The sequence below is a fragment of the Streptomonospora alba genome, from assembly GCF_000826685.1.
GTDB lineage: Bacteria > Actinomycetota > Actinomycetes > Streptosporangiales > Streptosporangiaceae > Streptomonospora > Streptomonospora alba.
Map to the genome: position 1 here is coordinate 19191 of NZ_JROO01000031.1, position 26365 is coordinate 45555.

Annotated in this window: 23 protein-coding genes, 1 pseudogene and 1 riboswitch; of the genes and pseudogenes, 11 read left to right on the forward strand and 13 right to left on the reverse strand. The window is 72.1% G+C overall.

Annotation, left to right across the window (positions count from 1 at the left end; genetic code table 11):
- Positions 1-109 precede the first annotated feature (109 nt).
- Together LP52_RS16130 and LP52_RS16135 are read right to left on the reverse strand one after the other, a co-directional pair.
- Positions 110-1333 carry an acetyl-CoA C-acetyltransferase gene (locus tag LP52_RS16130; RefSeq protein WP_040274633.1) on the reverse strand — a complete coding sequence of 408 codons (1224 nt, stop codon included), beginning with the start codon at positions 1331-1333 and terminating at the stop codon, positions 110-112.
- Between the two features lie 63 nt (positions 1334-1396).
- Positions 1397-2497 (reverse strand): SGNH/GDSL hydrolase family protein, encoded by a 1101-nt coding sequence (locus LP52_RS16135; protein ID WP_193790005.1) that lies wholly within the window; start codon positions 2495-2497, stop codon positions 1397-1399.
- Positions 2498-2864: 367 nt separating this feature from the next.
- Here LP52_RS16135 and LP52_RS16140 point away from each other — a divergent pair, with 367 nt between their 5' ends.
- The 3 genes from LP52_RS16140 to LP52_RS16150 all read left to right on the forward strand — a co-directional run bounded on the left by LP52_RS16140 (position 2865) and on the right by LP52_RS16150 (position 6053).
- Positions 2865-4232: a cystathionine beta-synthase gene (locus LP52_RS16140; RefSeq protein ID WP_040274635.1), complete on the forward strand. Its 1368-nt coding sequence runs from the start codon at positions 2865-2867 to the stop codon at positions 4230-4232.
- A gap of 181 nt (positions 4233-4413) precedes the next feature.
- Positions 4414-5208, forward strand: coding sequence for a hypothetical protein (locus LP52_RS16145; protein WP_040274638.1), 795 nt, complete (start codon positions 4414-4416; stop codon positions 5206-5208).
- A gap of 134 nt (positions 5209-5342) precedes the next feature.
- On the forward strand, positions 5343-6053 hold the full coding sequence (locus tag LP52_RS16150) for an acyltransferase (RefSeq protein ID WP_238580945.1): 711 nt from the start codon (positions 5343-5345) through the stop codon (positions 6051-6053).
- Positions 6054-6130: 77 nt separating this feature from the next.
- On the opposite strand, the gene LP52_RS16155 is transcribed toward LP52_RS16150, so the two are convergent.
- Positions 6131-7135 carry a lysylphosphatidylglycerol synthase transmembrane domain-containing protein gene (locus LP52_RS16155; RefSeq protein WP_052809923.1) on the reverse strand — a complete coding sequence of 335 codons (1005 nt, stop codon included), beginning with the start codon at positions 7133-7135 and terminating at the stop codon, positions 6131-6133.
- A gap of 142 nt (positions 7136-7277) precedes the next feature.
- Here LP52_RS16155 and LP52_RS16160 point away from each other — a divergent pair, with 142 nt between their 5' ends.
- Entirely contained in the window at positions 7278-7676 is a 399-nt protein-coding gene (locus LP52_RS16160) for a DUF6416 domain-containing protein (RefSeq protein ID WP_040274639.1), read from the forward strand.
- Between the two features lie 131 nt (positions 7677-7807).
- Here the strand turns inward: LP52_RS16160 and LP52_RS16165 are convergent, their stop codons facing one another.
- Entirely contained in the window at positions 7808-8737 is a 930-nt protein-coding gene (locus LP52_RS16165; RefSeq protein ID WP_052809924.1) for an alpha/beta fold hydrolase, read from the reverse strand.
- A gap of 230 nt (positions 8738-8967) precedes the next feature.
- Here LP52_RS16165 and LP52_RS16170 point away from each other — a divergent pair, with 230 nt between their 5' ends.
- The 4 genes and pseudogenes from LP52_RS16170 (at position 8968) to LP52_RS28435 (ending at position 13717) form a co-directional block, all read left to right on the forward strand.
- The gene (locus LP52_RS16170; RefSeq protein WP_157036358.1) at positions 8968-9675 is read left to right on the forward strand and encodes a class I SAM-dependent methyltransferase; all 708 of its coding nucleotides are present in this window, start codon (positions 8968-8970) and stop codon (positions 9673-9675) included.
- Between the two features lie 165 nt (positions 9676-9840).
- Complete coding sequence (locus LP52_RS16175) at positions 9841-12468, forward strand: bifunctional FO biosynthesis protein CofGH (protein WP_084723252.1); 2628 nt, start codon at positions 9841-9843, stop codon at positions 12466-12468.
- Between the two features lie 387 nt (positions 12469-12855).
- A pseudogene (locus LP52_RS28430) lies at positions 12856-13266 on the forward strand (RNA polymerase sigma factor); the annotation flags it as partial.
- 52 nt (positions 13267-13318) lie between these two features.
- Positions 13319-13717: a hypothetical protein gene (locus LP52_RS28435; RefSeq protein ID WP_169775378.1), complete on the forward strand. Its 399-nt coding sequence runs from the start codon at positions 13319-13321 to the stop codon at positions 13715-13717.
- Between the two features lie 277 nt (positions 13718-13994).
- Here the strand turns inward: LP52_RS28435 and LP52_RS16190 are convergent, their stop codons facing one another.
- Positions 13995-14990 (reverse strand): chitinase, encoded by a 996-nt coding sequence (locus tag LP52_RS16190; protein WP_040274649.1) that lies wholly within the window; start codon positions 14988-14990, stop codon positions 13995-13997.
- A 436-nt stretch (positions 14991-15426) separates the two neighbouring features.
- Between LP52_RS16190 and LP52_RS16195 the strand changes: the two genes are divergently transcribed.
- Complete coding sequence (locus LP52_RS16195) at positions 15427-15702, forward strand: DUF397 domain-containing protein (RefSeq protein ID WP_084723254.1); 276 nt, start codon at positions 15427-15429, stop codon at positions 15700-15702.
- A 271-nt stretch (positions 15703-15973) separates the two neighbouring features.
- Here LP52_RS16195 and LP52_RS16200 read toward each other — a convergent pair whose 3' ends face one another.
- The 7 genes from LP52_RS16200 to LP52_RS16230 all read right to left on the reverse strand — a co-directional run bounded on the left by LP52_RS16200 (position 15974) and on the right by LP52_RS16230 (position 23440).
- Entirely contained in the window at positions 15974-16729 is a 756-nt protein-coding gene (locus LP52_RS16200) for a DUF1266 domain-containing protein (protein WP_040274652.1), read from the reverse strand.
- Positions 16730-16940: 211 nt separating this feature from the next.
- Positions 16941-17423 carry a PaaI family thioesterase gene (locus tag LP52_RS16205; RefSeq protein WP_040274654.1) on the reverse strand — a complete coding sequence of 161 codons (483 nt, stop codon included), beginning with the start codon at positions 17421-17423 and terminating at the stop codon, positions 16941-16943.
- Between the two features lie 75 nt (positions 17424-17498).
- Positions 17499-18908 (reverse strand): L-serine ammonia-lyase, encoded by a 1410-nt coding sequence (locus tag LP52_RS16210; RefSeq protein WP_040274656.1) that lies wholly within the window; start codon positions 18906-18908, stop codon positions 17499-17501.
- A gap of 103 nt (positions 18909-19011) precedes the next feature.
- On the reverse strand, positions 19012-20283 hold the full coding sequence (locus LP52_RS16215) for a serine hydroxymethyltransferase (RefSeq protein WP_040274658.1): 1272 nt from the start codon (positions 20281-20283) through the stop codon (positions 19012-19014).
- 4 nt (positions 20284-20287) lie between these two features.
- Positions 20288-20668 (reverse strand): glycine cleavage system protein GcvH, encoded by a 381-nt coding sequence (gene gcvH / locus LP52_RS16220; protein ID WP_040274660.1) that lies wholly within the window; start codon positions 20666-20668, stop codon positions 20288-20290.
- A 169-nt stretch (positions 20669-20837) separates the two neighbouring features.
- Positions 20838-21959, reverse strand: coding sequence for a glycine cleavage system aminomethyltransferase GcvT (gene gcvT, locus LP52_RS16225; protein WP_040274662.1), 1122 nt, complete (start codon positions 21957-21959; stop codon positions 20838-20840).
- Positions 21960-22100: 141 nt separating this feature from the next.
- Positions 22101-22200: riboswitch (glycine riboswitch) on the reverse strand.
- A gap of 184 nt (positions 22201-22384) precedes the next feature.
- Positions 22385-23440 (reverse strand): 3-deoxy-7-phosphoheptulonate synthase, encoded by a 1056-nt coding sequence (locus LP52_RS16230; protein WP_040274664.1) that lies wholly within the window; start codon positions 23438-23440, stop codon positions 22385-22387.
- 451 nt (positions 23441-23891) lie between these two features.
- Here LP52_RS16230 and pip point away from each other — a divergent pair, with 451 nt between their 5' ends.
- Positions 23892-24851, forward strand: coding sequence for a prolyl aminopeptidase (gene pip, locus LP52_RS16235; protein ID WP_040274666.1), 960 nt, complete (start codon positions 23892-23894; stop codon positions 24849-24851).
- Positions 24852-24962: 111 nt separating this feature from the next.
- On the forward strand, positions 24963-25154 hold the full coding sequence (locus LP52_RS16240) for a ferredoxin (protein WP_040274667.1): 192 nt from the start codon (positions 24963-24965) through the stop codon (positions 25152-25154).
- Here LP52_RS16240 and LP52_RS16245 read toward each other — a convergent pair.
- Complete coding sequence (locus LP52_RS16245; RefSeq protein WP_193790003.1) at positions 25138-26355, reverse strand: NAD(P)/FAD-dependent oxidoreductase; 1218 nt, start codon at positions 26353-26355, stop codon at positions 25138-25140. The genes LP52_RS16240 and LP52_RS16245 overlap by 17 nt on opposite strands.
- Positions 26356-26365 lie beyond the last annotated feature (10 nt).

Sequence of the window (26365 nt, forward strand, 5' to 3'; positions counted from 1 at the left end):
CCGATACACCCGCCGGCGCGCACTCCCCGCCGCCGCGCCTGTGGCGGCCGGAGGCGGAACGCGCCCCCGGCCGCCCCTGCCGCGCCGGTAGGCGCCGCGATTCGCCCGGTCAGTTCAGGCGCTCGAAGACGGCCGCCATGCCCTGGCCGCCGCCCACGCACATGGTCTCCAGGCCGAAGGTCTTGTCGTGGAAGTCCAGGCCGTTGAGCAGTGTGCCGGTGATGCGGGCGCCGGTCATGCCGAACGGGTGGCCGACCGCGATCGCACCGCCGTTGACGTTGAGCTGGGAGTCGATGTCGATGCCCAGTTCGTCGGCGGCGGGCAGCACCTGCGCGGCGAAGGCCTCGTTGATCTCGACGAGGTCGACGTCGCCGATGCTCATGTTCGCCCGGGAGAGCGCCTGGCGCGAGGCTTCGACCGGGCCCAGGCCCATGATCTCCGGGGACAGCGCGCTCACGCCGGTGGAGACGATGCGTGCGATGGGGGTCAGGCCCAGCTGGGCGGCCTTGGTGTCGCTCATGATCACCAGCGCGGCGGCGCCGTCGTTGAGCGGGCAGGCGTTGCCGGCCGTCACGGTGCCGTCCGGGCGGAAGACCGGCTCCAGCTTGGAGACCTTCTCGTAGGTGGTCCCCCGGCGAGGGCCGTCGTCGGTCTCGGCGACCGTGCCGTCGGGTGCGGTGACCGGGGTGATCTCGCGGTCCCAGAATCCGTTGTCGATGGAGCGCTCGGCCAGGTTCTGCGAGCGCACGCCGAACTCGTCCTGGCGCTGGCGCGAGACGCCGCGGATCTGGGCGACGTTCTCGGCGGTCTGGCCCATGGAGATGTAGACGTCGGGCAGCCGGTCGTCCTGGCGGGGATCGCGCCACGCCTCGGCGCCGCCCTCGGCGCGCTTGGCCGTGCGCTCCTCGGCTTCGGCGAACACCGGGTTCTTGGTGTCGGGCAGCGAGTCGCTGTTGCCCTTGGTGAAGCGGCTGACCATCTCCACGCCGGCCGAGACGAACACGTCGCCCTCGCCGGCCTTGATGGCGTGGTAGGCCATGCGGGTGGTCTGCAGCGAGGAGGAGCAGTAGCGGGTCAGCGTGGTGCCGGGGACGGTGTCCAGGCCGAGCTGGACGGCGACGATCCGGGCGAGGTTGTTGCCCTGCTCGCCGCCGGGCAGCCCGCAGCCCAGCATGAGGTCGTCGATGCCGGCGGGGTCCAGCTGCGGGACCTTGGCCAGCGCGGCGGAGACGATCTGGGCGGTGATGTCGTCGGGGCGGATGTCCTTGAGGGAGCCTTTGAACGCGCGTCCGATCGGCGAACGCGCGGTTGCGACGATGACGGCTTCGGGCATGTCGCGGCCTTTCTGGTACGAGGCGGTTACCGACCAGTAGGTCGGTCGCTGTGATACCCGACGTTAGCCTGTCGCGGAGCTTTCGCTCACCTCCGGGGCCGTATAGCCGGGCGCCTGCTGACCGCTACCCGCCGTCGCGGCGGCGCTATCACCGCCGACGCCCTCGTCAGCCGCCTGCGGTGCCTCCACGCGGTCCTTCGGGGCCGTGCTGCGCGGCCGCCGGACGAGCGCCGCCCACCGGCCCCGCGGCCCCCGCTCGCGGCCGTCCACGCGGGTCCGGCTGACCTCGCTGCCGCCCGCCTCGGCGGCCTCCACCGCGGCCCGGTGCACCGGCAGCGGTTGCCGGTCCGAGGCGGCGGCGGGCTGCTCCGCGGGCTCGGGCAGCAGGTCCAGCGCCGCACACGCCGACGGCAGCACCGCGGCCGCGGCGTAGGCGTAGCCCTTCGCCGAAGGGTGGAATCGGTCCGGACCGAAAAACTCCTCAGGTCGGGCCAAAAAGTCGGAAGCGAGCAGGTCGCTCAGCGACACGGTCCTGCCGCCCTCCTCGACGACCGCGATCGTCTGGGCGGCGGCCAGCTGGCGCGAGGCTCGGCGCACGATGGAGCGCAGCGGCTGCCCGATCGGCTGGACGGTGCCCAGGTCCGGGCAGGTGCCCACCACTACCGCGGTGCCCGCGCCGACGAGTTCGCGCACGACCTCGCGCAGGTGTCCCACCGCATCGACCGGGCGCTGCCGGCGGATGACGTCGTTGGCGCCGATGAAGATGACCGCGAGGTCGGGCGGGTTGCTGCGCAGCCGGTCCAGCTGCCTCGACAGGTGAGCCGAGGTGGCGCCGGTACGGGCCACACGGCGCAGCCGCACCGGGCGGTCGGCCACGGCGGCGATGCCCGAGGCCAGCATGCTGCCCGGCGTCTGGCCGGACTCGGCGACGGCGAAGCCCACCGCGGTGGAGTCGCCCATCATCGCGAACCGGATCGGCTCGCCCTCGCCCTGCCCGTAGATCCCGTTGACGCGGGGCGCCTGCCACCGGGTGAATCCCACGGCCTTCACCGCCTGGCGAGCCTGCAGGTACAGCAGACCGACGGTCGAGGCCCCCAGCAGGGTCAGCCCCCCTCCGAACGCGGTGGCCGTGGCGATCCGCCGGGCACCTGCGGCGCGCAGCACCATATCCGCCTCCCTGCAACGCACGGTCGGGTATCACGACCCGCCCGCCGGGCCCGCCCGCGCGCTGCGAGCGGCGGCTTCCCGGCGACGGGACCTGCACCCGCTGGAACGGCGTTCTGACAAGCGGTGTTCCCGTCGGCGCGAAGGTTCACATCCTGTACGGTGCCGCGCCTCCGAAGTGTCACCGCGGCGTCAGTGGGGTAGCACTACCGCCCCGCGGCAGCGGAAGCCGAAGACGTCGGAACTCCCTGCTCGGGCGGGGCGCGCGGCAGGATGCCTCCGGTTACAGTCGGGTCAGCGGCGGTCCGCCCCCGATCGGGCGCGGGCGGTCCTCAGCAACGTTGCTGAACGTGAGAGGGGCACAGGAATGCGGGTGCACAACACCCTGATCGACCTCGTAGGGGACACCCCCCTGCTGCGGATGAACAAGGTGACCAGCGGGGTCTCTCCGACGGTTCTGGCCAAGGTCGAGTACTTCAACCCCGGCGGATCGGTCAAGGACCGGATCGCACTGCGCATGGTCGAGGAGGCCGAGAAGAGCGGCGCACTGCGCCCCGGCGGAACCATCGTGGAGCCCACCTCGGGCAACACCGGCGTGGGCCTGGCCATCGTGGCCGCCGAAAAGGGCTACCGCTGCGTTTTCGTCTGCCCGGACAAGGTCGGCAACGACAAGCTCGCGGTGCTGCGGGCCTACGGCGCCGAGGTCGTGGTGTGCCCGACCACCGTCGCCCCCGACCACCCCGACTCCTACTACTCGGTCTCCGAGCGCATGGCCGAGACCGTCCCGGGGGCGTGGAAGCCCAACCAGTACGCCAACCAGGCCAACCCCGAGTCGCACTACCGCTCCACCGGCCCGGAGATCTGGGAGCAGACCGAGGGCCGGATCACCCACTTCGTGTGCGGGATCGGCACCGGCGGCACCATCACCGGGGCCGGACGCTACCTCAAGGAGGTCTCCGAGGGCCGGGTGAAGATCATCGGCGCCGACCCCGAGGGTTCGGTCTACTCCGGCGGTAGCGGGCGCCCCTACCTCGTCGAGGGCGTGGGCGAGGACATCTGGCCCGAGACCTACGACCCCTCGGTGTGCGACGAGGTCGTCCCGGTCAGCGACAAGGAGTCGTTCCTGATGACCCGGCGCCTGGCCCGCGACGAGACGCTGCTGGTGGGCGGCTCCTGCGGGCTCGCGGTGGTCGCCGCGCTGCGCGTGGCCGAGCGGGCGGGACCCGACGACGTCATCGTGGTGCTGCTGCCCGACGGCGGTCGCGGCTACCTGGGCAAGATCTTCAACGACGAGTGGATGGCCGATTTCGGTTTCCTGGCCGAGGAGACCGGCGAACCCACCGCGGGCGACGTGCTCGCGGCCAAGGGGAGCGAACTGCCCGAGTTCGTGCACATCCACCCGCACGAGACCGTAGGCACCGCCGTGTCGGTCATGCGCGAGTACAGCGTGTCGCAGGTGCCGGTGATGAAGGAGGAACCGCCGGTCATGGCCGCCGAGGTCGTGGGCGCGCTCGCCGAGCGCGACGTGCTCGACGCGCTGTTCAACCAGCGGGCGCAGTTGGAGGAGCCGGTCGAGCGGCATATGGGCCCGCCGCTGCCGGTGGTCGGCTCCGGCGAGCCGGTCAGCCGCTGCGTCGAGCTGCTGCAGCAGGCCGGCGCGGTCGTGGTGCTGATGGACGGCAAGCCCTCCGGCGTGGTGACCCGCCAGGACGTGCTCAAGCACCTGTCGGGCTGAACCGCGAGACGACGGCGGGGGCGGTGCGCGTACGGCGCCGCCCCCGCCGCCTGCGGCCGTCGGGAGCGGCCGTGCTGCCTGCGGCCCGCGCCGTCGGCGGCGGGATGCCAGAATGGCGGTTTCAGCGCAGGTCGGAGTCGCCGAAGGACACGGCGGAGATCCGCGATCACAAGGAGCACGGGTGGGCTTGTTCAACCAGGGCGGCGACGACGCATCGGGCGGCGGAGAGAAGCCGCAGGACGCGGCGCCGCTGCTCGACCGCGCGGCGGCGATGTTCGACTCCGGCGACTACGCCGCGGCCGAGCCGCTGTTCGTCGAGGCGATCCGGATCCTGGGACAGCGGCCCGCGAACGGTGCCGAGGAGGCGGCCGAGCTCACCTTCCAGGTGATCGCTGTGCACATGATGCTCGCCCGGACCCGCGAGGCGCTCGGCGACGACGACGGAGCGCAGGGTGCGGCGATGGTCGCCGAATCCGCGGTGCGCGACCTCGTCGACGTGGACCGATTGGACGACGTCGCTCAGCGCGCGCCCGATCTCGCCCGCGAGTACCTGTCCATCGCCGACTTCCTCGCGGCTGTGGCGGTGAAGACGATGTTCGCGCGCCTGGACGACGACTCCCTGGGCGAGTCCGAACTGGAGGGCCGCCTGCGGTGGACGGGCAACGCGGTGGGGGCGTTCGCCCTGGCGGCCCAGGGCGACCCGAAGCCTGATGTGTGCACGGGACTGGGCCGGGTGCTGGTGCGGCACGCGCTGGTGGCGCTGACGGCGAACCGGCCGCAGGAGGCCCTGGACCACCTCGATCAGGCGATGGGGCTCATGCCCGATTACGAGCCGCAGCAGCGGTGGTTCGGCACCGTCCGCGAAGCCCTCGACTCGATCGAGGCGGTCGATCCCGGCATGCTCGACAGTCTGGCGCCCGACTCCGACCTCGCCCGCTTCCGCCGCGGCGAGGTGACGGGCCCCGGCCAGGCCTGAAGGAGGCCGGGGCGCTGCGCGCCGCGTGCTTTCCGGTCTCCCGCCTCCGCCCCGAGCGGAGGCGCTACGCGCCGCGTGCTGATTGGGCGACATCAGGCATAAACTGGACATCCCCTCGTTACCGACCAGTAGATATGGGGATACGGGTGTCACGACTGGTGTCCTGGATCCTGCGCGGACTGTGGTCGTGGGCACGGCGTCATGCCGATATCCGTGCCGACTCGCGCGCGGCGCGCCGCTTCGCCGCCTATGGAACGGGCACCTCGATCGCCTTCCCGCCCGCGACCGTCTTCGGCGAGCCGTGGATCGCGCTGGGCGCGCACACGCTGGTGGGCGCCGACATCACGCTGACGGCGGGCATGGTGCCCGGCCAGGAGCTGGGCACCGGCGGGCTGCTGATCCGCATCGGTGACGGATGCACGATCGGGCGCGGCTCCCACGTGGTCGCCCACTGCTCGATCGAGCTGGGAGACGACGTGTTCACCGGGCCCTACGTCTACATCACCGACCAGAACCACGTCTACACCGACGTCGACGTCCCTGTAGGCCGCCAGTGGCCCGCCGACGACCCGGTACGCATCGGCGACGGCACCTGGATCGGTGCCAACGCCGTCGTGCTGCCCGGTGTGCGCCTGGGCCGCAACTGCGTGGTGGCCGCCGGGTCCGTGGTGCGTCCGGGCGACTATCCCGACCACAGTGTCGTCGCGGGCATCCCCGGCAAGATCGTGCGCCGCTACCACCCGGAGGCCGGCTGGGTTCCTCCGCTGCGCAGCGGCGCGTCCGAAGGAGACGAAAGCGCTTCGGCGCACGTGAACGGCGGCAGCATGGCGCCGCCGGAGGTCTGAGCCGCCGCCCGGATCACCGACCGCACCGTCGCACGGGCGTTCCCGGCACCGTGGGCCTCGGGGCCGCAGACCGGGGCTCAACCGGCGGCCGGATCGCCTCCTGCGGTGTCGGAGCCGGAGCCGGAGCCGTCCGCGGCCGGGCGGCCGGGGCGTGGCGCCGCGGCCGCCCGCGTGGCAATGAGCGCACCGCCTGCCCACAGCAGGTCCGCGGCGGTCATGACCAGGCGCGACAGGGCGGCGACGACCAGCGCGGAGCCGGGGTCGAGGACCGGCGCCAGGCCCACCACCAGCACCAACTCGCGCACACCCAGGCCGGCGGGGGCGAAGACGACCAGCAAGCCCAGCGTCCACGCCAGCGCATAGGCTCCGGCGGCGACCGGCAGCGCGCGGGCGTCCTGACCGCCGCCCGCGGCGGCGACGAGCACCCACACGTGCAGGGAAAGCGGGATCCAGGCGACCAGCGACCACCCCAGGGCGCCCGCCATGCCGCGCCCGGAGACGCGCTCCACCTCGGCCGCCTGCGCCTGCCGGAAGCGGCGCGCCGGCCGCATGGCCGTGTTGATCAGCGCGGTCACCACGCGCGGATGCAGCAGGGCGAGCAGAACCGGAGCCACCGCCAGCACCCACCACCACCGGCGAGCCGCGTCGGCGCTGACGAAAGGCAGGGTGCCGGCGGCCACCGCGAGGTTCACGGTCAGCGTCACGGCCACCGCCAGCACCGTCGCGGCGATGCCGCGCCGCCGGGCGACGTCGTGGTCGCGGGCCAGCTCGACCTGGGCCACGAACGCCCACACCGACCCCGGCAGATACTTGCCGAGCTGCCCCAGGAACATCACCCGCGCGGCCGTGCCGACCGGGAGCCGGGACCCCAGCCCCGCGAGGATCGATCGCCAGGCCATCATCTGCGCTCCGAGACCGGCCAGCGCGGCCGGCAGCGAGGCGCCCACCGCCCACGGCGACAGCGCCGCCAGCGCTTCGCGTGCCTCCTCCCACCGGCTGTACAGAGCGATCCCGGCACACGCCAGCACGACCACGACGACGACCAGGCGCACCCACCGGTTGGCGCGAAGGCGGTTCAGCACCCCGCCAGCCTAGTCCCGCAGACGCCGCCGGAACCGCGTCGTCTGGGCGCGGACGGCCGGTTGCCGTAAGCGGCTGTGCAAGCGGTGGGTCGCTGCGATACTCGTCGTACCGGACGCTCCAGCAGACCGGAGGACCGCTGCCATGACGCGCATCGCCGACGACGATCCCCGATGGACCCGACACGACGGCGGATCGGGGCACTACGGAGCCGAGTGGGCATCGGACGACCACGCGGCCGCAGTCGCCTACTGGGACGTCCTGGACGGGACGGGGCGCCGCGTGCACTCCTACCTGTTCGCCGACCCCGGGCGTCTCATCGGTTGCCGGGAGATCGCCGATCAGCTGGGCCTCGATCCCGAGGGGACCAAAAATGCGGCCAATGTGGTCGCCGGATCGCTGAACGGTGCGGGCGCGGCGTCCAAGGCGGCGAAACGCTCGCTTCCCTTCCGCTGGTGGGAGAAGTCCGGCGGCGCGGAATACGCGGTCAAGCACGAGGTCGCCGCCCTGTTCCACGAGGCCGTGGAGCCGGGCGAGGCGTAGCGAGTGCTCTCGATAACCGTCCGAGGCCGGCCGCTGCAGCGGCCTCCGCGGCGGGGAACGCATGCGGGAAGCGCGTGGGCGCCTGCGTCGGGCACGTGTGCAGCGACGATCGGCCGGCCGTGGAGCGCCGCCTATTCCCGTGCGAGTCCCGCGAGGAACGCTTCGATCGCCTCGGTGACCGCCTCCGGGCTGGTCATGTGGGCCGGGTGCGGGGCGTCGAGGCGTTTGGGGGTGCGGTTGGGGGAGGGGGCCGCGAGTTCGTGGGCGGCCTGGGCGGCCATGATCGCGGGAAGGAGCGCGGGGGCGCCGGGCAGCGGGGGGAAGGCTCCGTGGGCGACCATCGTCAGGGACGGGACCCGCGGGTCGGCGGTCAGGCGGTGGAGGTCGTAGGCGGCGAGGTCGGCCGTTATCGCCCGTACGGCGCGCGGGCCCGGGCGCAGCGAGACCAGGCGGTCGTCGCGCACCGATCCGCGCAGCGCGGTGGCCTCCACGACCGCGCCCGGCAGCCCCGAGGCGCCGGTCCGGTAACTGGCCACCAGCCGGTCGAACACCTCGGCGGGCATCGGCGAGCAGGTGGCGACCAGGTGGTCGACGAGGAACGCGCGGGCCACCGCGGTGTTGGCCGCGGCCTGCTCGAAACCGATCCCCAAGCGCTCGGCGACCACGCCCGCACGCGGCCAGCAGTGGCCGTCGACGCTCACCGCCGCCGTCAGGTCCGCGCGCCGTGTGGCGAACAGGGCGGACACCACGCCCCCGAAGCCGTAGCCCGCCACCACCGGGGCGCGCATCCCGAACCGCTCGACCACGCGGCCCAGATCGGCGACGCAGCCCTCGACGGTCCAGTCGCCGTCGGCCGAGTGTCCGTGACCGCGCAGGTCGTAGGTGTAAACGGGGTGCCGAGCAGCCAGCAGCCCGGCCACCGGCTCCCACTCCTCCAGGGTGCCGCCCAGCCCGTGCAGCAGGACCAGTGGCGTTCCGGCGCCGTCGCGCCCGCGCACGGCGAGGCTCGGGGCGTCCGGACCGCCCTCGACGACCGCATCCCAGGGCGGCGCAGTCGGCATCGGGCACCACCTCCTGCATCGTCCGCGACGCCGCGCGCCGCGCCGTCCGCTCTGCGGCGGCCACGCACGGAACGCTAATCGGCGCTGCTGCCGCCCGCCTGACAGATCGCTGATGCGGGGGGCGTGCGGGGTCCGCCGGGGCCGTGCGGACCGCGATTACGGGACGACAGGTTCCGCGGGCACCTCCCGCGGCCTCCAGCGCCTTCTCCCGTAGGCTGTGGCGCGTGGGAATGCCTGATGTCGTCGCCTTCGCCGGTCACCAAGTCCATGTCTGCCGCTACCGCGAGGCCAACACGCTGCTGCGCTGGCTCGGTGCGGACCTGCGCGGACAGACCGTGCTGGACGTCGCGGGGGGCGACGGCTACTGGGCCGGCCAGGCCCGGCGCCGCGGGGCCAAGGCCGTCTCCGTCGACCTGGCCCGCTCCAAGATGCTGCGGGGCGCCAGACTGCGCCACGCGCCGGAACTCGTGGAGGGCGACGCGCTGCGGATGCCGTTGCGCGCCGCATCGGTCGACAAGGTGCTGTCCATCTGCGCGATCGAGCACTTCGACGACGGCCCGGCGGCGCTGGCCGAGATGGCGCGGGTCCTCAAGCCCGGCGGCGAGCTGGTGATGTCGGCCGACTGCCTGTCCCGCCGCGACCGCTGGCCGCACCTGTTCGCCGCGCACAGCCGCCGCTACCACGTCAAGCGGACCTACACCCACGAGTCGCTCACCGGCCTGCTCGACTCGCTGGGCCTGGAGGTGCTCGCCCACAGGTACCAGTTCCGCGGCCCGCTGGCCGAGCGCACCTACCTGTCGGTCTCGGCCCGCGGCGGCCGGGTCGGCTTCAACGCCGCCGCCCCGCTGGTTCCGCTGATCGCACTCGGCGACGCCCGCAGCCCCAACACCCGCGGCAGCATCGTGCTGATCCGCGCCCGCAAGCGCGACTCCGGCTGAGGTCCGCTGCTTCCGGCACACCCCTGTGCGCGCCGACGACCGGCGACGCAGTGAAGGCCGGTGCCGCCGGGCCCATCGGCGGGCGCGGCGTGGGGTCGGGCACACCCCGGCGCATCCGGCGGGGCGGACTGGGGCGCGGGTCGGGGCCGCCGTATCGTGCGAGCCATGACTCGTGCCGGACCCCGGAACAGCGAACCCGACGAATCCGCCCCCGCGCCCTCGGCCATGCGCCGCGCGCTGGCCCGTGCCCGCGACGGTAAGACCCTCGATCCCGCCGAAGCCGAAGTCCTGCTGCACGCGCGCGGCGACGACCTCGACGCGCTCCTGGACCACGCCGGCCGCGTCCGCGACGCGGGCCTGGAGGCCGCGGGCCGCCCCGGCGTCGTCACCTACAGCCGCAAGGTGTTCATCCCCCTCACCCGGCTGTGCCGCGACCGCTGCCACTACTGCACCTTCGCCACCGCCCCCGGCCACCTCGACGCCCCCTTCCTCTCGCCCGACGAGGTGCTGGAGACCGCGCGCCAGGGCGCCGCTATGGGCTGCAAGGAGGCGCTGTTCACCCTCGGAGACCGCCCCGAGGACCGCTGGCAGCAGGCCGCCCAGTGGCTGGACGAGCGCGGCTACGAGGACACCCTCTCCTACGTCCGCGCCATGGCGATCATGGTGCTTGAGGAGACCGGTCTGCTGCCCCACCTCAACCCCGGCGTGCTGAGCTGGTCGGACTTCCAGCGGCTCAAGCCCGTCGCGCCCTCCATGGGCATGATGCTGGAGACCACCTCGGAACGGCTGTTCACCGAGCGCGGCCAACCGCACTACGGCAGCCCCGACAAGGACCCGGCGGTGCGGCTGCGCGTGCTGGAGGACGCCGGCCGCTGCACGGTCCCCTTCACCACCGGCGTGCTCATCGGCATCGGCGAGACCACCGCAGAACGCGCCGACTCGATCTTCGCCATGCGCCGGGCGGCGCGCGAGTACGGGGCGGTCCAAGAGGTCATCGTGCAGAATTTCCGGGCCAAGCCCGACACCGCGATGATGCACCGCCCCGACACCGAACTGGCCGAGTTGGCCGCCACCATCGCCGTAACCCGCCTGGTCATGGGCACCAAGGCGCGCGTGCAGGCACCGCCCAACCTCATCGGCGACGAGTACGCGCTCATGCTGCGCGCGGGCATCGACGACTGGGGCGGCGTCTCGCCGCTCACACCCGACCACGTCAACCCCGAGCGCCCCTGGCCCCAGATCGAGGAGCTGTCCCAGCGCACCGCCGAGGCGGGATTCCGGTTGCGGGAGCGGCTGACCGTCTACCCCGAGTACGTCCGCCAGGGGGAGCCGTGGCTGGATCCGCGCGTGCTGGGCCACGTGGCCGCGCTCGCGGACCCGGAAACCGGCCTGGCCCGCGAGGACGCCGAGGTCGTCGGGCGGCCCTGGCAGGAGCCCGAGCCCCAGCAGACCTCCAGCGGCCGGACCGACCTGCACACGGCGATCGACACCCAAGGCCGCACCGCCGAGCGCCGCGGTGACTTCGACGCCGTCTACGGCGACTGGGACGAACTGCGAGAGCGCATTCCCCGCCCCGAGTTGGGCGTCGGCGCGCCGCGCCGATTCGACCCCGAGATCCGCGACGCGCTCCGGCACGCCGAACGCGACCCGGCCGGGCTCGACGACGAGGAGTCGCTGGCGCTGCTGCACGCCCACGGTCCCGAGTTGGAGGAGCTGGCCGGCCTGGCCGACCGGGTGCGCCGCGACGCGGTCGGCGACGACGTGACCTTCGTCGTCACCCGCAACATCAACTTCACCAACGTCTGCTACACTGGCTGCCGCTTCTGCGCCTTCGCCCAGCGCCGCAACGACGCCGACGCCTTCACCCTCTCGCTGGACCAGGTCGCCGACCGCGCCGCCGAGGCCTGGGAGGCCGGCGCCGACGAGGTGTGCATGCAGGGCGGCATCCACCCCGACCTTCCCGGCAGCGCCTATTTCGACCTCGCCCGCGCGGTCAAGGAGCGTGTGCCCGGTATCCACGTGCACGCGTTCAGCCCGATGGAGGTCGTCAACGGCGCCGCCCGCACCGACACGTCGGTGCGGGCGTGGCTGGAGCGGGCGCGCGATGCCGGGGTCGACTCGCTGCCGGGCACAGCCGCCGAGATCCTCGACGACGACGTCCGCTGGGTCCTGACCAAGGGCAAGCTGCCCGCCTCGGCGTGGATCGACGTCGTCACCACAGCTCACGACCTGGGCATCCCCACCACCTCGACGATGATGTACGGACACGTGGACACCCCCGGCCACTGGGTCGCCCACATCAAGCTGCTGCGCTCGCTGCAGCTTCGCTCCCTGGAGCGCAACGGCCGCCCGGGGTTCACCGAGTTCGTGCCGCTGCCGTTCGTGCACACCAGCGCGCCGATCTACCTGGCCGGGCTGGCGCGCACCGGCCCCACCGTGCGTGAGAACCGCGCAGTGCACGCGCTGGCGCGGCTGCTGCTGCACGGCACCATCGACAACATCCAGTGCTCGTGGGTGAAGATGGCCGAGGACACCTGCCGCGAGTTGCTCGCGGGCGGGGTCAACGACGTCGGCGGCACGCTGATGGAGGAGACGATCAGCCGCATGGCCGGCTCCGACAACGGCTCCTTCAAGACGATCAGCGACATCCGCGCCCTGGTGGAGCCCACCGGACGTCCGCTGCGCCAGCGCACCACCCTGTACGGGCGCGTCCCGCCCGAGCGCCGCGAGATCGCCGAGGCCAACGACGGCGTGGCCGCGAGCATCCGCGGAACGCGCCTGCCCGTGGTGTGAGCGTCGGGTATCGGCGAGTAGCGGAGGCGCGCGGGGATTCCGGCCCCGCGCGCCGCCGCCTCCACTGACCGCGCCGTGTCTGCGAGCGCCCTGCCGCGCTTCTCAGGCTCCCTGCGCTGTTCCCAGTCCAGGCCCCTGCCCCGGCCTGGGCCGGTAACGCCTCGCCCCGGTCCTGCCGAGTACCTGTGAAAGCGGACGGAGAGAGATCCGGACGCTCATCAGCCCGCGGTCGGCGCGGACGGTTTCGCGAGGGCCGCAGGCACCGGGGACGCTCCGGTGCGGAACTCGGTGAAGGCAAGCGGAGGCGACCAGGATGCTGAGAGGCGCCAAGTGGCAGGTGAGAGCAGCAGACGCGCAGGACCTCGGGAAGCCGCGCGCGACCCGCACGTGTTCGAGAAGTTCTACCGGCGGCACGTCGACAGGATCACCAGGTTCGTGGCACGCCGGGTCGACGACCTGCACACCGCGGCGGATCTGACCGCAGACGTCTTCTTGGCGGCGATCCGCTCCGCGGAGGCCTTCCGCCCCGAGAAGGGGAACGAAGAGGCCTGGCTGTTCGGGATCGCGCGCAACGTGGTCTCGGCCGAGCGCCGACGCGCCGCGCGGGAAGCCGACAGCGCCGGCCGCGTGGCCGGCCGCCGACTGCTGGACTCCGACGACATCGCCCGCATGGAGGAGCGCATCCACGCCGAGGACCAGGCGCGCCGGCTGCTGGGAGCGATGGCCGCGCTGCCCGACGGCGAACGGCAGGTGATCGAACTCGTCGCGGTCGACCGGCTCAGCGTCACCGAGGCCGCGGCGGCGCTGGGAAGAGAAGCCCGGCGGCGGGGTGCAGGTGACGGTCGACGACATGGCGTTCGACAAGGAGCAGCAGGAGGCGCTGGCGGCGGAACTGGAGGATGCGGGCGTCCACGTCGAGATCAGGGATCCCGAACCGGGCACGAGGTGTGCGCGCGACGAGAGGTACAGCACCTCGACGACCCTGATGCCCACGAAGGTCGTCGACGGCGAGGAGGATGTGGAGGCGCTCGGCGTGTCCTGGTACTCCGACGGGTCCGACCGGTCCCGCGGGGCGGACGCGTCGGAGTACCGCACCCGGATCGACCTGACCGGCGACCACTCGCTCGTCATCGAGAACGTCGTTCCGAACGAGGGCATGCGGCACCGCCCCACGTTCCTCCCCGTCGAGGGCGCGCCTCCCGCGTGCGACCCGGTCCCCTACGACGCGCACTGGAGGATCGACGAGTAGCCGCCCGCAGGGCGGGTCGCCGGCGCGGGTGCGGCGGCAGGGGATCGCCTGAGGCGCTCCGCCGCACCCGCGGGTACCCGGCCCGGCGGCCGGGGGCGCCGTCCGGACCGGGGAGCGAGGACGGAAAACGGCGTGTGACGGCGGCCGGTCCCCGGGTGCGGGGTGTGGGGACCGGCCGCCGCATTCGGCGGACTCAGGACCGCCCGGCGCGGCTCCGCTGCGCGCTGCGCGGCGGAGCCGCGCCGGGCGGCGGTCGCCGTCTGCCCGGTCTGCCCGGTCAGCCCGTTCCCAGCCGGGCGCCGAGCGCATCGGCGTAGGCGTAGCCGTTGGTGGCGTCCCAGTTGATCGACCACGTCATCGCACCGCCGATGGGCCCGTAGGGCTCGCTCGGGGTGAAGGAGCCGCAGTTGCGCCCCTCTTCGAGGCAGTCCAGGGCGCGGACGACGTTGTCGGTCGGCTGGTATCCGCCGCCGGCCGCGTCGGGCGTGGCGGGCAGCCCCAGCCCCACCTGGTCGGGACGCAGTCCCAGCTCCAGCTGGATGCAGGCCTGGGAGGTCAGGAAGTCGACGCTGCCCTGCGAGTAGACCTGCTGGTCGCAGCCCAGCATGGAACCGGAGTTGTAGTACTGCATGTTGACGATGGTCAGGATGTCGCCGATGTTCTCGGCGAGCTGGTAATAGGCGTAGCTGGGCGCCTGGAAGTCGATGGTCTGCGGCGCCATCGTGATGATGAGGTCCGCGCCGGCCTTGTCCCGCAGCGAGCGCAGCGCCTCCTCCATGTACTGGGCGTTCATGCCGTGTTCGAGGTCGATGTCGACGCCGTCGAACCCGTACTCCTGCATCAGCGCGTAGGCGGTGTCGGCGAAGTTGGCCGCCTCGGCGGAGTTGGTGACGTCCACATGGCCGTTCTGGCCCCCGATGGACAGCACGACCTTGCGGCCCTCGGCCTGGACGGCGGCGACGTCGTTCTTGAACTGCTGGTCGGTGTAGCCGCCCAGTTCGCCTTCGGCGACGTCGAAGGTGATGCCTCCGGGGGAGGCGGTGTTGCCCGCGAAGGCCACCGCGATCATGTTGTAGGCGGAGGGGACTTCGCTGATCGGCATCGTGGTGGAGCCGTTGTCGAAGTTGTGCCAGTAGCCGGTGAGCCACTGGCCGTCTGCCGCCGCGGCAGGGGCGGCGGAGGCGGGCTCGGGTCCGTCGAGGACGGCGGGGGCGGCGACCGCGACGACTCCGAGCGTGGCGACCGCGGCGGTTCCGGCCAGTACCGCGGACATTCCCGGGAGGCGGGAGAGCAGGCCGGCGGTACGGCCGCGGCGGCCGTGTCGGGGAGGTCGGGGGTGTCGGGGAGCGGTCACGAGGGCTCCTTCCAGATCAATGCGTCCGTGAGCGGGGAAAGGACGCAAACCCGGGCGTTCGGGGGCCGGGTTCGCTCTCGGTGTCGGGACCCGCACTTGAAGTGTTAAGAAACCTAGGAGTCCCCGTGCGGTCCCGTCAACAGATCAGGAAGGATTATTTCCAAAAACACCGGGTATCCGGCGCGGTGCGGTTCGCACACGCGCTGCCCGAGCGATCCGGGAGGCGCCGGAGCACTCCGGACGAGCGGGGCAGGCCGACCGAAAGAAAACTTCATCGGCGAGTGCGCCGACGAATCCTTCCTTTTACCTGCGGGTAAGTGGTTCCGTTCGGTGCGCGCGTGGGAAGGCTGCGGCCATGGACCTCCCCACAGAAGCCGGGCCGCACCGCTTACCCGCGAGCGGCTGCGGCAGCGTCAAGGGCGTGAACCGCGCGCACGCCGTCGTCGACACCTCCGCCGCCCGCTTCCGCAAGTCGACCTACTCCTTCAGGGAGAACTGCGTCGAAGTCGCGAACGAGTCGAGCACGGGAGTCGCCGTCCGCGACTCCGTGAACACGGCTGCGGGCCACCTCGCCTTCTCCGCCGCGGCGTGGGCCGCCCTCCTCGGTCTCGTGAAGGCGGGGAGGATCTAGGTGTGATGTCCCGGGAGGTTGCGGCTGGCGGCAGTGCGGCCGGGTTGGACGCGGTGATCGCCGAGATCGACCGGCCGGCGGCCCTGCCCGAGGTCCGCGCGGTCGGCGAGACCGGCCTGGCCTAGGTGACGGCGCTTTCCCCCGTTGATCTTGTACCTACGGTCACATGTGATCGCTCACAATGACCGTAGGTACAAGATCAACGCTAATGCGGAGGTCCGGGATCGGATCGGCTGTCCTAGACGGTATGTAGGGCGGGTTCAGGGCCCGCTCAGATGCGGAAGGGAAGGTGCAGCCACGGGCTCTGCGGGTGCGACATCATCAGGTGGTGCACCTCCAGCGGCGCCGTGTACCAGTGGCCGAACTCGCCGTTGTCGAAGTGCAGGCAGCGCCCCAGGATGTAGGCCGCCGAGAAGTCCGCCCACGTGGCGTAGTGCCGGCGCGCCTGCTCGCTCGCCTGCACCGCGTACCACTGCGAGGTGTGCATGTCGGCGTAGCCGCACTGCACACCCCACCGCGCCATGTTCGCGCCGCGGCCGAAGTCCCAGGCCTTGATCGAGGGGACGATCCCGCCGGGCGGCAGCAGGCCGTCGGCCGCGAACCGCTGCTCGTAGTGCAGGATCAGGCCGGCCAGATCCACCGACTGCCGGTAGGCGGCCTCGTCGAGGCCGTGCTGCCAGCACATCTGGGCGATGCCGTCGCGCCAGACCCCCGGATCGATGGGCTGCTGGATCGCCTGTGACGAAACCCTGCGCAGCTCCAGCAGCACACTGGCGGGGAAATTGCTGTCCCTGTCGCTGATCAGCGATTCCGTCTGCTGCCGCCAGCCGTCGGGAGATTCGATCCCCCAGTCCTCGCGCAGACCGGCCCGCTTCTGTTCGGGCGAGCAGCAGGAACAGCCGGCAGGATGGTTCCACGGTGCGTCGTTGGCGACCTGGATGTGCACGGCGCACGCATAGGCGTGGGCGAGAGGGCCGTGGAACGGGCCGTTGGGGTCCGCGTTCAACCCGAGTCCGTTGCGCTGCACCGTGCCCCCTGTCCAACAGCCGACGCAAGCCGGAGCGCCGGCACTCGAATCGACCACGGGCCCGGTATACCACGCCACAAGCCGGGGGCACACCCGGGGAGCAGGCGCCGTATCTCCAAAGCCCTGCACACGCAGGGGATTCCGGCGTTCGCAGCCCCTGTCCCGACGCCTCTCGGGCGGGGGCAGAGCCGATCTGCACCTCCGGCACCGGCTAACCGCGTTGCTCGGACGTCGGTGGAACCGCCGCGGCCGGGGTCTCCATCGGCTGGATGCGGGCGGTCGCGGTGCCGGTGGCCAGGAGCCGGTCCTCGGCGTCGGTGAGACGTCCGGAAAGGAAGCAGACCTCCCTGCCGCGCTTGACCACCTCGCCGTGCCCGAGGATCCGGCCCGGCCGTGCCGGGCGCAGGAACTGGACCTGGAGGTCCAGCGTCGGCGCGAAGTAGCCGGGCGGCAGGGTGGCGACCAGCGCCGGACCCATCGTGTCGTCCAGCATCGCGGCCAGGAACCCGCCCTGGACGGTGCCCGCGGGGTTGAGGAACCGCTCGCCGGCGTCGAACGCGAGGTCCAGGGTTCCGGATTCGGGGTCGACGTCCACGACCTCCCACCCCAACGTCACCGCGGCAGGCGGAGTCGGCACCCGCCCTGCCTGGATGTCCCAGAAGACGCCCTCGCGGGGTTGTTCACGTCGGTCCATGTCCGACAGTGAACCAGCCGGGTGGGACATCCGCCGGGTCCGCCGGTCCGGCGGCCGCAGCCGGCGGATCCACCTTCAGCACTCGATGACGTTGACCGCCAGTCCGCCCCTGCTGGTCTCCTTGTACTTGTCCATCATGTCCCGGCCGGTGTCGCGCATGGTCTGGATGACCTTGTCGAGGGAGACGAAGTGGCTGCCGTCGCCGCGCAGGGCGATGCGGGCCGCGCTGATCGCCTTGATCGAGGCCAGGGCGTTGCGCTCGATGCAGGGGACCTGGACCAGGCCGCCGATGGGGTCGCAGGTCAGACCCAGGTTGTGCTCCATGGCGATCTCGGCGGAGTTCTCGATCTGGGCCGGAGTGGCGCCCCAGGCCTCGGCGAGGCCCGCCGCGGCCATCGACGACGCCGAGCCGACCTCGCCCTGGCAGCCGACCTCGGCACCGGAGATCGAGGCGTTGTGCTTGTAGAGGATGCCGATCGCCCCCGCTGCGAGCAGGAACCGGATCGCACCCTCGTCGCCCGCGCCCTGGGTGAAGTGCACGTAGTAGTGCAGCACCGCGGGGATGATGCCGGCCGCGCCGTTGGTGGGGGCGGTGACCACACGGCCGCCCGCGGCGTTCTCCTCGTTGACGGCGAGGGCGTACAGAGTGATCCAGTCGGTGCCCCGCATGGGGTCGCCCGGGTCGCTGTGGTCGGGCCCGGACAGGCCCTCGGCCTCGCAGTGGCCGCCGAGCTGGCGGTACAGCCGCGGCGCCCGCCGCGTGACCTTCAGGCCGCCGGGCAGGGTGCCCTCGGTGCTCACGCCCCGGCGCACACACGCGCGCATGGCCCGCCAGATCTCCAGTAGCCCCTCGCGGATCTCGGCGGCGGAGCGGCCGAACGCCCGCTCGTTGGCGAGCATGACCGAGCTGATGGACATGCCGGTCTCGCGGCAGATCTCCAGCAGTTCGGCGGCGGAGGCGAACGGGTAGGGCTGCGGGGTGTCGTCGGCGGTGATCCGGTCCGCGCCCACCGCCTTCTCGTCGACGACGAAGCCCCCGCCCACCGAGTAGTAGATGTGCGCCCGCAGTTCGTTCCCGGCGGAGTCCTCGGCGACGAAGCGCATCCCGTTGGGATGGCCGGGCAGCGTCTCCTTGCGGCGGAACTCCAGGTGGGTCTCGGGGTCGAAGGCGACCGCGTGCCCGCCCTCCAGCGCCAGCCGGTGCTGCGTGCGCACACGGTCCACCATCGCGGGCGCCGCGTCGATGTCGACGCCCTCGGGCGTCTCGCCGAGCAGGCCGAGGACGACGGCGCGGTCGCTGCCGTGCCCCTTTCCGGTCAGCGCGAGCGAGCCGTAGAGCTCGACGCGAACCGCGGCGGTCCGCTCCAGCAGCCCGGACTCCGCCAACCCTTCGGCGAACCGGTGGGCGGCCCGCATCGGTCCGACCGTGTGCGAACTCGACGGGCCGATGCCGATCGTGAACAGATCGAAAACGCTGATTGCCATGGTCCTGCCCTCCTAGCGGGCACAGGAGCGATGTTGGTGTTCGGTGCGGCCGGGACGCAATGCGCCACGCCCCGGCCGCACCAGGAGGGCAGGATCCCGCCCTCTACAGCTCCGGGTAGAGCGGGTGCTTGCGCACCAGAGCCTCGACGCGGCCGCGCAGCGCGGCGGCGTCGTATTCGGGCTTGAGCGCTTCGGCGATGATGTCGGAGACCTCGGTGAAGTCCTCGTCGCCGAACCCGCGCGTGGCCAGCGCAGGTGTGCCGATGCGCAGCCCCGAGGTCACCATGGGCGGCCGCGGGTCGTCGGGCACCGCGTTGCGGTTGACGGTGATGCCGATCTCGTGCAGCCGGTCCTCGGCCTCCTTGCCGTTGAGCTGGCAGTTCACCAGGTCAACGAGCACAAGATGGACGTCTGTTCCGCCGCTGAGCACCCGCACGCCGTTCTGCACCGCGTCCTCGCGCATCAGCCGCTCGGCCAGGATCCGCGCGCCGGAGACGGTGCGCCGCTGCCGGTCGGCGAAGTCGTCGCCCGCGGCGACCTTCAGCGCGACGGCCTTGCCCGCGATCACGTGCTCCAGCGGCCCGCCCTGCATACCGGGGAACACGGCCGAGTTGATCTTCTTGCCGTACTCTTCCTTGCACAGGATGAGCCCGCCGCGCGGGCCGCCGAGCGTCTTGTGCGTGGTGGTGGTCACCACGTCGGCGTGCGGTACCGGGTTGGGGTGCACCCCCGCGGCCACCAGTCCGGCGAAGTGCGCCATGTCCACCATGAACAGTGCGTCGACCTCGTCGGCGATCGCGCGGAAGCGCGCGAAGTCGAGCTCGCGTGGGTAGGCCGACCACCCGGCGACGATCATCTTCGGCCGGTGCTCCTTGGCCAGCGCCGCGACCTCGTCGTAGTCGACGGTGCCGTCCTCGGGGCGCACGTGGTAGGCGACCGCGTTGAGGATCTTGCCGGAGTAGTTCAGCTTCATGCCGTGGGTCAGGTGCCCGCCGTGGGCCAGGTCCAGGCCCAGGATGGTGTCGCCCGGCTTGAGCAGCGAGAAGTACACCGCGGTGTTGGCCTGGGCGCCCGAGTGCGGCTGCACGTTGGCGTGCTCCGCGCCGAACAGCTCCTTGGCGCGGTCGATCGCGAGCTGCTCGACCACGTCGACGTGCTCGCAACCCCCGTAGTAGCGCTTGCCGGGGTAGCCCTCGGCGTACTTGTTGGTCAGGACCGTGCCCTGGGCCTCCAGCACCGCCTGCGGAGCGAAGTTCTCCGAGGCGATCATCTCCAGGGTGTCGCGCTGCCGGCTCAGCTCAGCGCCGACGGCTGCGGCGACCTCGGGATCGAGCTGGTCGAGGGTCTGGTCGAGCAGATTCCGCTGAGAGGGCATGTGATTAACCTTCGCCTTCGGTCAACTGCGTGTACTGCTCCGGAGAGAGCAGCTCGGACGGTTCCTCGGTGACCTCCACCTTGAATAGCCACCCCTGGCCGTAGGGATCGGTCCCGATGACCTCGGGATTGTCCACCGCTGCCTGGTTGACGTCGACGACTTCGCCGTTCACCGGTGCGTACAGGTCGCTGACGGACTTGGTGGACTCCACCTCCCCGCAGGTCTCGCCGGCGGCGACGGTCGCGCCCGTCTCCGGCGGCTCGACGTAGACGATGTCGCCGAGTGCTTCGGCGGCGAAGGCGGTGATGCCGATCGTGGCAACACCGTCGTTGATCGCCACCCACTCGTGCTCGCTCGTGTAGTTCAGCTCCGCGGGAACGCTCAATTCAACTCTCCAGGAGGTCGTCGTTGTCCGGGTATGGCGCGGCGCCATAGGCGTGTGGCCGTCCGACCGGGTCGGCGTGTGGACCGCACGGCGGTTCCACCCGCGTCGAATTCTGCCGCTTCGGCCTGCGGCCCCGCACGCGGTGTGCGCGGTTCGGGTCGGCGGAAGCTCAGCGCCCCCGCTGGTAGAAGGGCAGGTCGACGACATCGACGGCCTCGGCGCGGCCGCGCACGTCCACGGCGGTCTCGCCGGTGGAGGGATCGGCGCCGCTGTCGATGTAGGCCATGGCGACGGGCTTGCCCAGCGTGGGCGAGGGCGCCCCGCTGGTGACCACGCCAACGGGCTCGCCGCCGAGCAGCACGGGGTTGCCCTTGCGCAGCGGACGGCGGCCGCGGGCCACCAGGCCCACCAGGCGGCGCCGCGGGCCGGAGTCGGCGACGCGCTGGAGCGCATCGCGGCCCACGAAATCGCCCGGCTTGTCCAGTTTGACGACGCGCCCCAGATTGGCGTCGAAGGGGGTGGTCCCGGTGTCGAGTTCGTTGCCGTAGAGCGGCATCCCGGCTTCGAGCCGCAGCGTGTCGCGTGCGGACAGCCCGGCGGGAACCAGGCCGTGCGGCTCGCCGGACTCCAGCAGGGCCGCCCACACGGCGGGCGCGGCGTCGCCGGGGGTGAGGAAGATCTCGAAGCCGTCCTCGCCGGTGTAGCCGGTCCGGGCCAGCAGCGCCGGGTACCCCGCGACATCGTGGGAGTAGCCCGCGAAGTACTTGATCGTGCTCAGGTCGGCGTCGGTGAGGGGCGCGAGGATCTCGGCGGCGGCCGGGCCCTGCACGGCGATCAGGGCGTAGTCGGGGGAGCGGTCCTCGACCAGGGCGTCGAAGCCCGCCGCGCGTTCGCTGAGCGCGGCCAGGACGGTCTCGGCGTTGGCCGCGTTGGCCACCACCATGTACTCGTCCTCGGTGAGCCGGTAGACGATGAGGTCGTCGAGGACGCCGCCGTCGGCGTCGGTGATCATGGTGTAGCGGGCGCGGCCCGGGGTCACCTTCGACAGGTGGCCCGCCAGGGCGTAGTCGAGCATGTCGGCGGCCTGGGGGCCGCTGACGGCGATCTCGCCCATGTGCGAGAGGTCGAAGAGACCGGCGGTCTCGCGCACGGCCGTGTGCTCGGCGCGCTCGCCGCCGTAGCGCAGCGGCATCTCCCAGCCTGCGAAGTCGACCAGGGTGGCCCCGGCCCGTTCGTGGACGGCGTGCAGCGGTGTGGTTCGCAGTGCCGATCCCTGGTCCGGCGCAGTCATTCTCACTCCCGAGAGGATGGACGTCGTTTCGTCACAGGCGTTGCCATCCTCCCCCTCTGTCATGGTGCCTGAGAGCTTCGCCGCGCGGACGCGGTTTGCACCTTCGGCGAGGGGCCCGACGCCCCTGCTTTCCAGAGTGGTCTCGACCGTACGGTCCACAGCGCCTGAGAGGTTCTCTGGGGAGGAATTGCTCCTTCGGCGGCCCGCGCCGGCTGCACGGACTCTCTCCCGTACGGATTCAACGACCGATTCCAGGCTAACAGCGCGGCCTTCGAGCGAACAGACAAGGGCACGCGAAACGCCCCGGTCAACGTGTCGACCAGCGGTAACGCGCGGCTATGGGGCGGGGCGGCGCGACGCACGAGGGCCGCCGGCGCTTACGCGGCGGCGGCCCTCGAACGGGTTCCGATGTGCTGTGCCGACCGCTACACCGAGCGGCGCTTGCGCACCGCCTCGGCCAGCTTGCCGAGCACCTGCTCGGTGGTCGACCAGTCCATGCACTTGTCGGTGATGGAGCGGCCGTAGACCAGGTCGGCCGGGTCGCTCAGCTCCTGGGCGCCCTCCTCGATGAAGCTCTCCAGCATCACACCCACGACGCCGCGCTGGCCGTCGGCCACCTGGGCGGCGATCGCCTCGGCGACGCCGGGCTGGCGGGTGTGGTCCTTGCCGCTGTTGGCGTGGCTGGAGTCGATCATCAGCCGCCGCGGCAGCCCGGAGCCCTCGATCGCGTCCAGCGCCGAGGAGACGTTCGCCGCGTCGTAGTTGGGGCCCGTACGCCCGCCCCGCAGGATGACGTGGCAGTCGGGGTTGCCCGCGGTGACCACGACCGAACCCGCCCCGGCGGGGTCGACGCCGAAGAAGGTGTGCGAGGCCGCCGAGGCCCCGCAGGCGTCCACGGCCACCTGGACGTCGCCGTCGGTGCCGTTCTTGAAGCCCACCGGCATGCTCAGGCCGCTGCCGAGCTGGCGGTGCACCTGGCTCTCGGTCGTACGGGCGCCGATGGCCCCCCAGGCGACCGCATCGGCGATGTACTGCGGCGTGATGGGGTCGAGGAACTCGGTGCTGGCCGGAACGCCGATGGAGCCGATGTCCAGCAGCAGCTTGCGGGCGGTGCGCAAGCCGCGGTGCACGTCGTAGCTCTCGTCCAGGCCGGGGTCGTTGATCAGCCCCTTCCAGCCCAGCGTGGTGCGCGGCTTCTCGAAGTAGACGCGCATCACCACGCACAGATCCTCGCTGACCGACGGGATCAGCGCCTTGAGCCGCTGGGCGTAGTCGACCGCGGCCTCGGGGTCGTGCACCGAGCAGGGCCCCACGATGACCAGCAGGCGGTCGTCGGCCCCGTCGAGCACCCGCTTGACCTCGGCGCGGGCGTCCTCGACGAGCGCCGCGCGCTCCGGCCCCATCGGGAGCTCGGCCAGCAGGTCCTTGGGCGCGATCAGCGGTTGGTAGCTGGCGACGCGCGTGTCGTTGGTGTTGGGCATGCCTTCTGTGTCCCTACTTCCGTCTCCCCTGCGACCCACGATGAACACTAACGCGATGAGGGCCCGCGCACGTCTTCGGCACCGGCGCGCGGCGTACGGGCCGCCGCGACGCGAGCCCTCCGCAACGCGTGCACATCCGGAGCCGGTGCGGTGAGTGTGACCCTGGTCACTTCACCGGTGCGGCCCGTGCGGCGGCGGCGCCGTGCTCCGGGCCCCGTGCGAGGCCCGGACCGCCGCCCGGCGCACGGCCGACTGCGACGGCGGTGCCGTGCGCAGGAACGAATCGGAGCCGTTCGCCGCCGGGCTCGCCGGATTCCGGACGCATCGGCGCTTCCGGTGTTCCGCGGCGGCGCCCGCGGCATCCGGGCGGCCGCGCGGGAACGAATCCGCGGCCTCTGCTCCCGGTTCTAGGATTGACGCGGCCACATCTGCGACGAAGGACGCCTAACCCATGCGCACGCTGTACCCGTCCATCGAACCCTACGACTCCGGCATGCTCGACGTGGGCGATGGACACCGGATCTACTGGGAGCTGTGCGGGAACCCCGCGGGCAAGCCGGCGGTTTTCCTGCACGGAGGACCGGGGGGCGGATGCAACCCCGACCACCGCAGGCTGTTCGATCCCGAGCACTACCGGGTGCTGCTGTTCGACCAGCGCAACTGCGGCCGCAGCACCCCGCACGCCAGCGGCATGGACGTCGACCTCAAGACCAACACCACCTGGTCCCTGGTGGAGGACATCGAGCGGCTGCGGGCCATGGTCGGAGTGGACCGCTGGCAGGTCTTCGGCGGTTCATGGGGGAGCGCCCTGGCGCTGGCCTACGCCCAGGAGCACCCGCGCCGGGTCAGCGAACTCGTGCTGCGCGGCGTCTTCACCCTGCGCAACGAGGAGCTGCTGTGGTTCTACCAGAGCGGCGCCTCCTACCTCTTCCCCGATCTGTGGGAGGACTACCTGGCGCCCATCCCCGAGGAAGAGCGCGACGACCTCATCGGCGCCTACGCGCGCCGGCTGAACTCACCCGACCCCGAGGAGCGGCTGACCGCGGCCCGCGCGTGGAGCACGTGGGAGGGCTCGACCATCACGCTGCTGCCCGACGAGGAGATCCGCGCCCACCACGCCGAAGCCGACTACGCGCTGGCCTTCGCCCGCATCGAGAACCACTACTTCGCCCACGGCGGGTTCTTCACGCCCGGCCAGCTCGTCAACAACGCCGACCGGCTGCGCGACATCCCCGGCGTGATCGTGCAGGGCCGATACGACGTCTGCACGCCGGCCAAGACCGCCTTCGATCTGAGCCGCGCCTGGCCCGAGGCGCGGTTCCAGCTGGTCGACGACGCCGGCCACGCCTTCAGCGAACCCGGCATCCTGCACCACCTCATCGAGGCGACCGACGCCTTCGCGCGTACCTGAGGCACCGAGCCGGCCCCCGGCCGGAGCCCCCGCAGCGGCGGCGCCCGCCGGTCCCGGGGTTAGGCTCGGTTTTCGAACCAGCGGCGGAGCGAGCGCAGAGCGAGGAGAACCATGCGGGTCAACGTCGATTTCGACCTGTGCGAGAGCAACGCGGTGTGCATGGGCGTGGTTCCGGAGGTCTTCGAGGTACGCGAGGACGACTTCCTCTACGTGCTGCAGGACGAGCCTCCCGAGGAGCTGCGGGCCGAGGTCCAGGAGGCCGCCCGCATGTGCCCCAAGCAGGCGATCACGATCGAGGGCTGACTTCGGCCAGCGCGTCCTGCCAGGTGGTGGGCTCGCTCAGGAGCCGCCGGTAGCGCATCACCTTCGGCGTGGAGCGCAGTCCCAGCACGCCCACCAGCATCCCGGCCCGGCCGAGGAACGCTACGAACTTGCGGTCCTCGGCCGAGCCGTGCACGATCTCGGCGGTGTCGGCGGGCGCCGCCTGCCCCAGCAGTTGGATCTTCATTCCGTACTGGTCGGACCAGAAGTAGGGGACCGGCGTATACGGCGTACCGGTGCCGTCGCCCGCCAGCAGGTTGGCCACGGTGGCGGCGGCCTGCTCGCCGGCGTTGGTCCAGTGCTCCAGACGCACCAGGCCGCCGTAGCGCCTGTGCGGCCAGGCCGCGACGTCGCCCGCCGCGTACACCCCGGGCACCGCCGTGCGGCAGTACTCGTCGCAGAGCACGCCGCCGGTCTCGGCGGCCAGCTCCACCCCCGATCCCTCAAGCCAGTCGGTGTTGGGCAGCGCGCCCAGGCCCGCCACCACCAGCGAAGTCTCGATCGCGTCGCCGTCGCTGAGCCGGACGCGCTCCACGCGCCCCCGGCCCTCGAAACCGGTCACGCCCACGCCCAGCCGGACGTCGACGCCCTGGTCGCGGTGCAGCTCGGTGAACACACCGCCGACCCGGGGGTCGATCACCCTCGTCAGCGGGGTGGCAGCGGCCTCCACCAGAACGACGTCCAGCCCGGCGGCGCGGGCGCTGGAGGCGACCTCGGCGCCGATGAAGCCGGCGCCCACGACCACGACGCGTTCAGCGGTCGTGAACGCGTCGCGCACCGCTTCGGCGTCCTCGACGGTGCGCAGCACGTGGACGCCGTCCAGCGCGGTGTCGGGGCGGCGTGCGCGGGCACCGGTGGCGACGACAAGGCGATCGGCGGTCACCGAAGAGCCGTCGTCGAGTTCGACCGCGCGTTCGCGCGGCCGCAGCCGCTGCGCGCGCCGGCCCAGGCGCACGTCGAGGTCCAGCGCCTCGAACGAGGGGCCGTCGCGCAGGGCCACGCCGACCGGCGCGCCCTTGCCGGTGAGGAACTCCTTGGACAACGGAGGGCGGGAGTAGGGGCGGTGCTCCTCCTCGCCGATCATCGTGATGCGGCCGTCGAACCCGGCCTCACGCAGGGATTCGGCCGTGTGCAACCCGGCCATGCCCGCTCCGGCGATCGCGACGTCGCGGATCTCGCCCATCTGCCGCCCT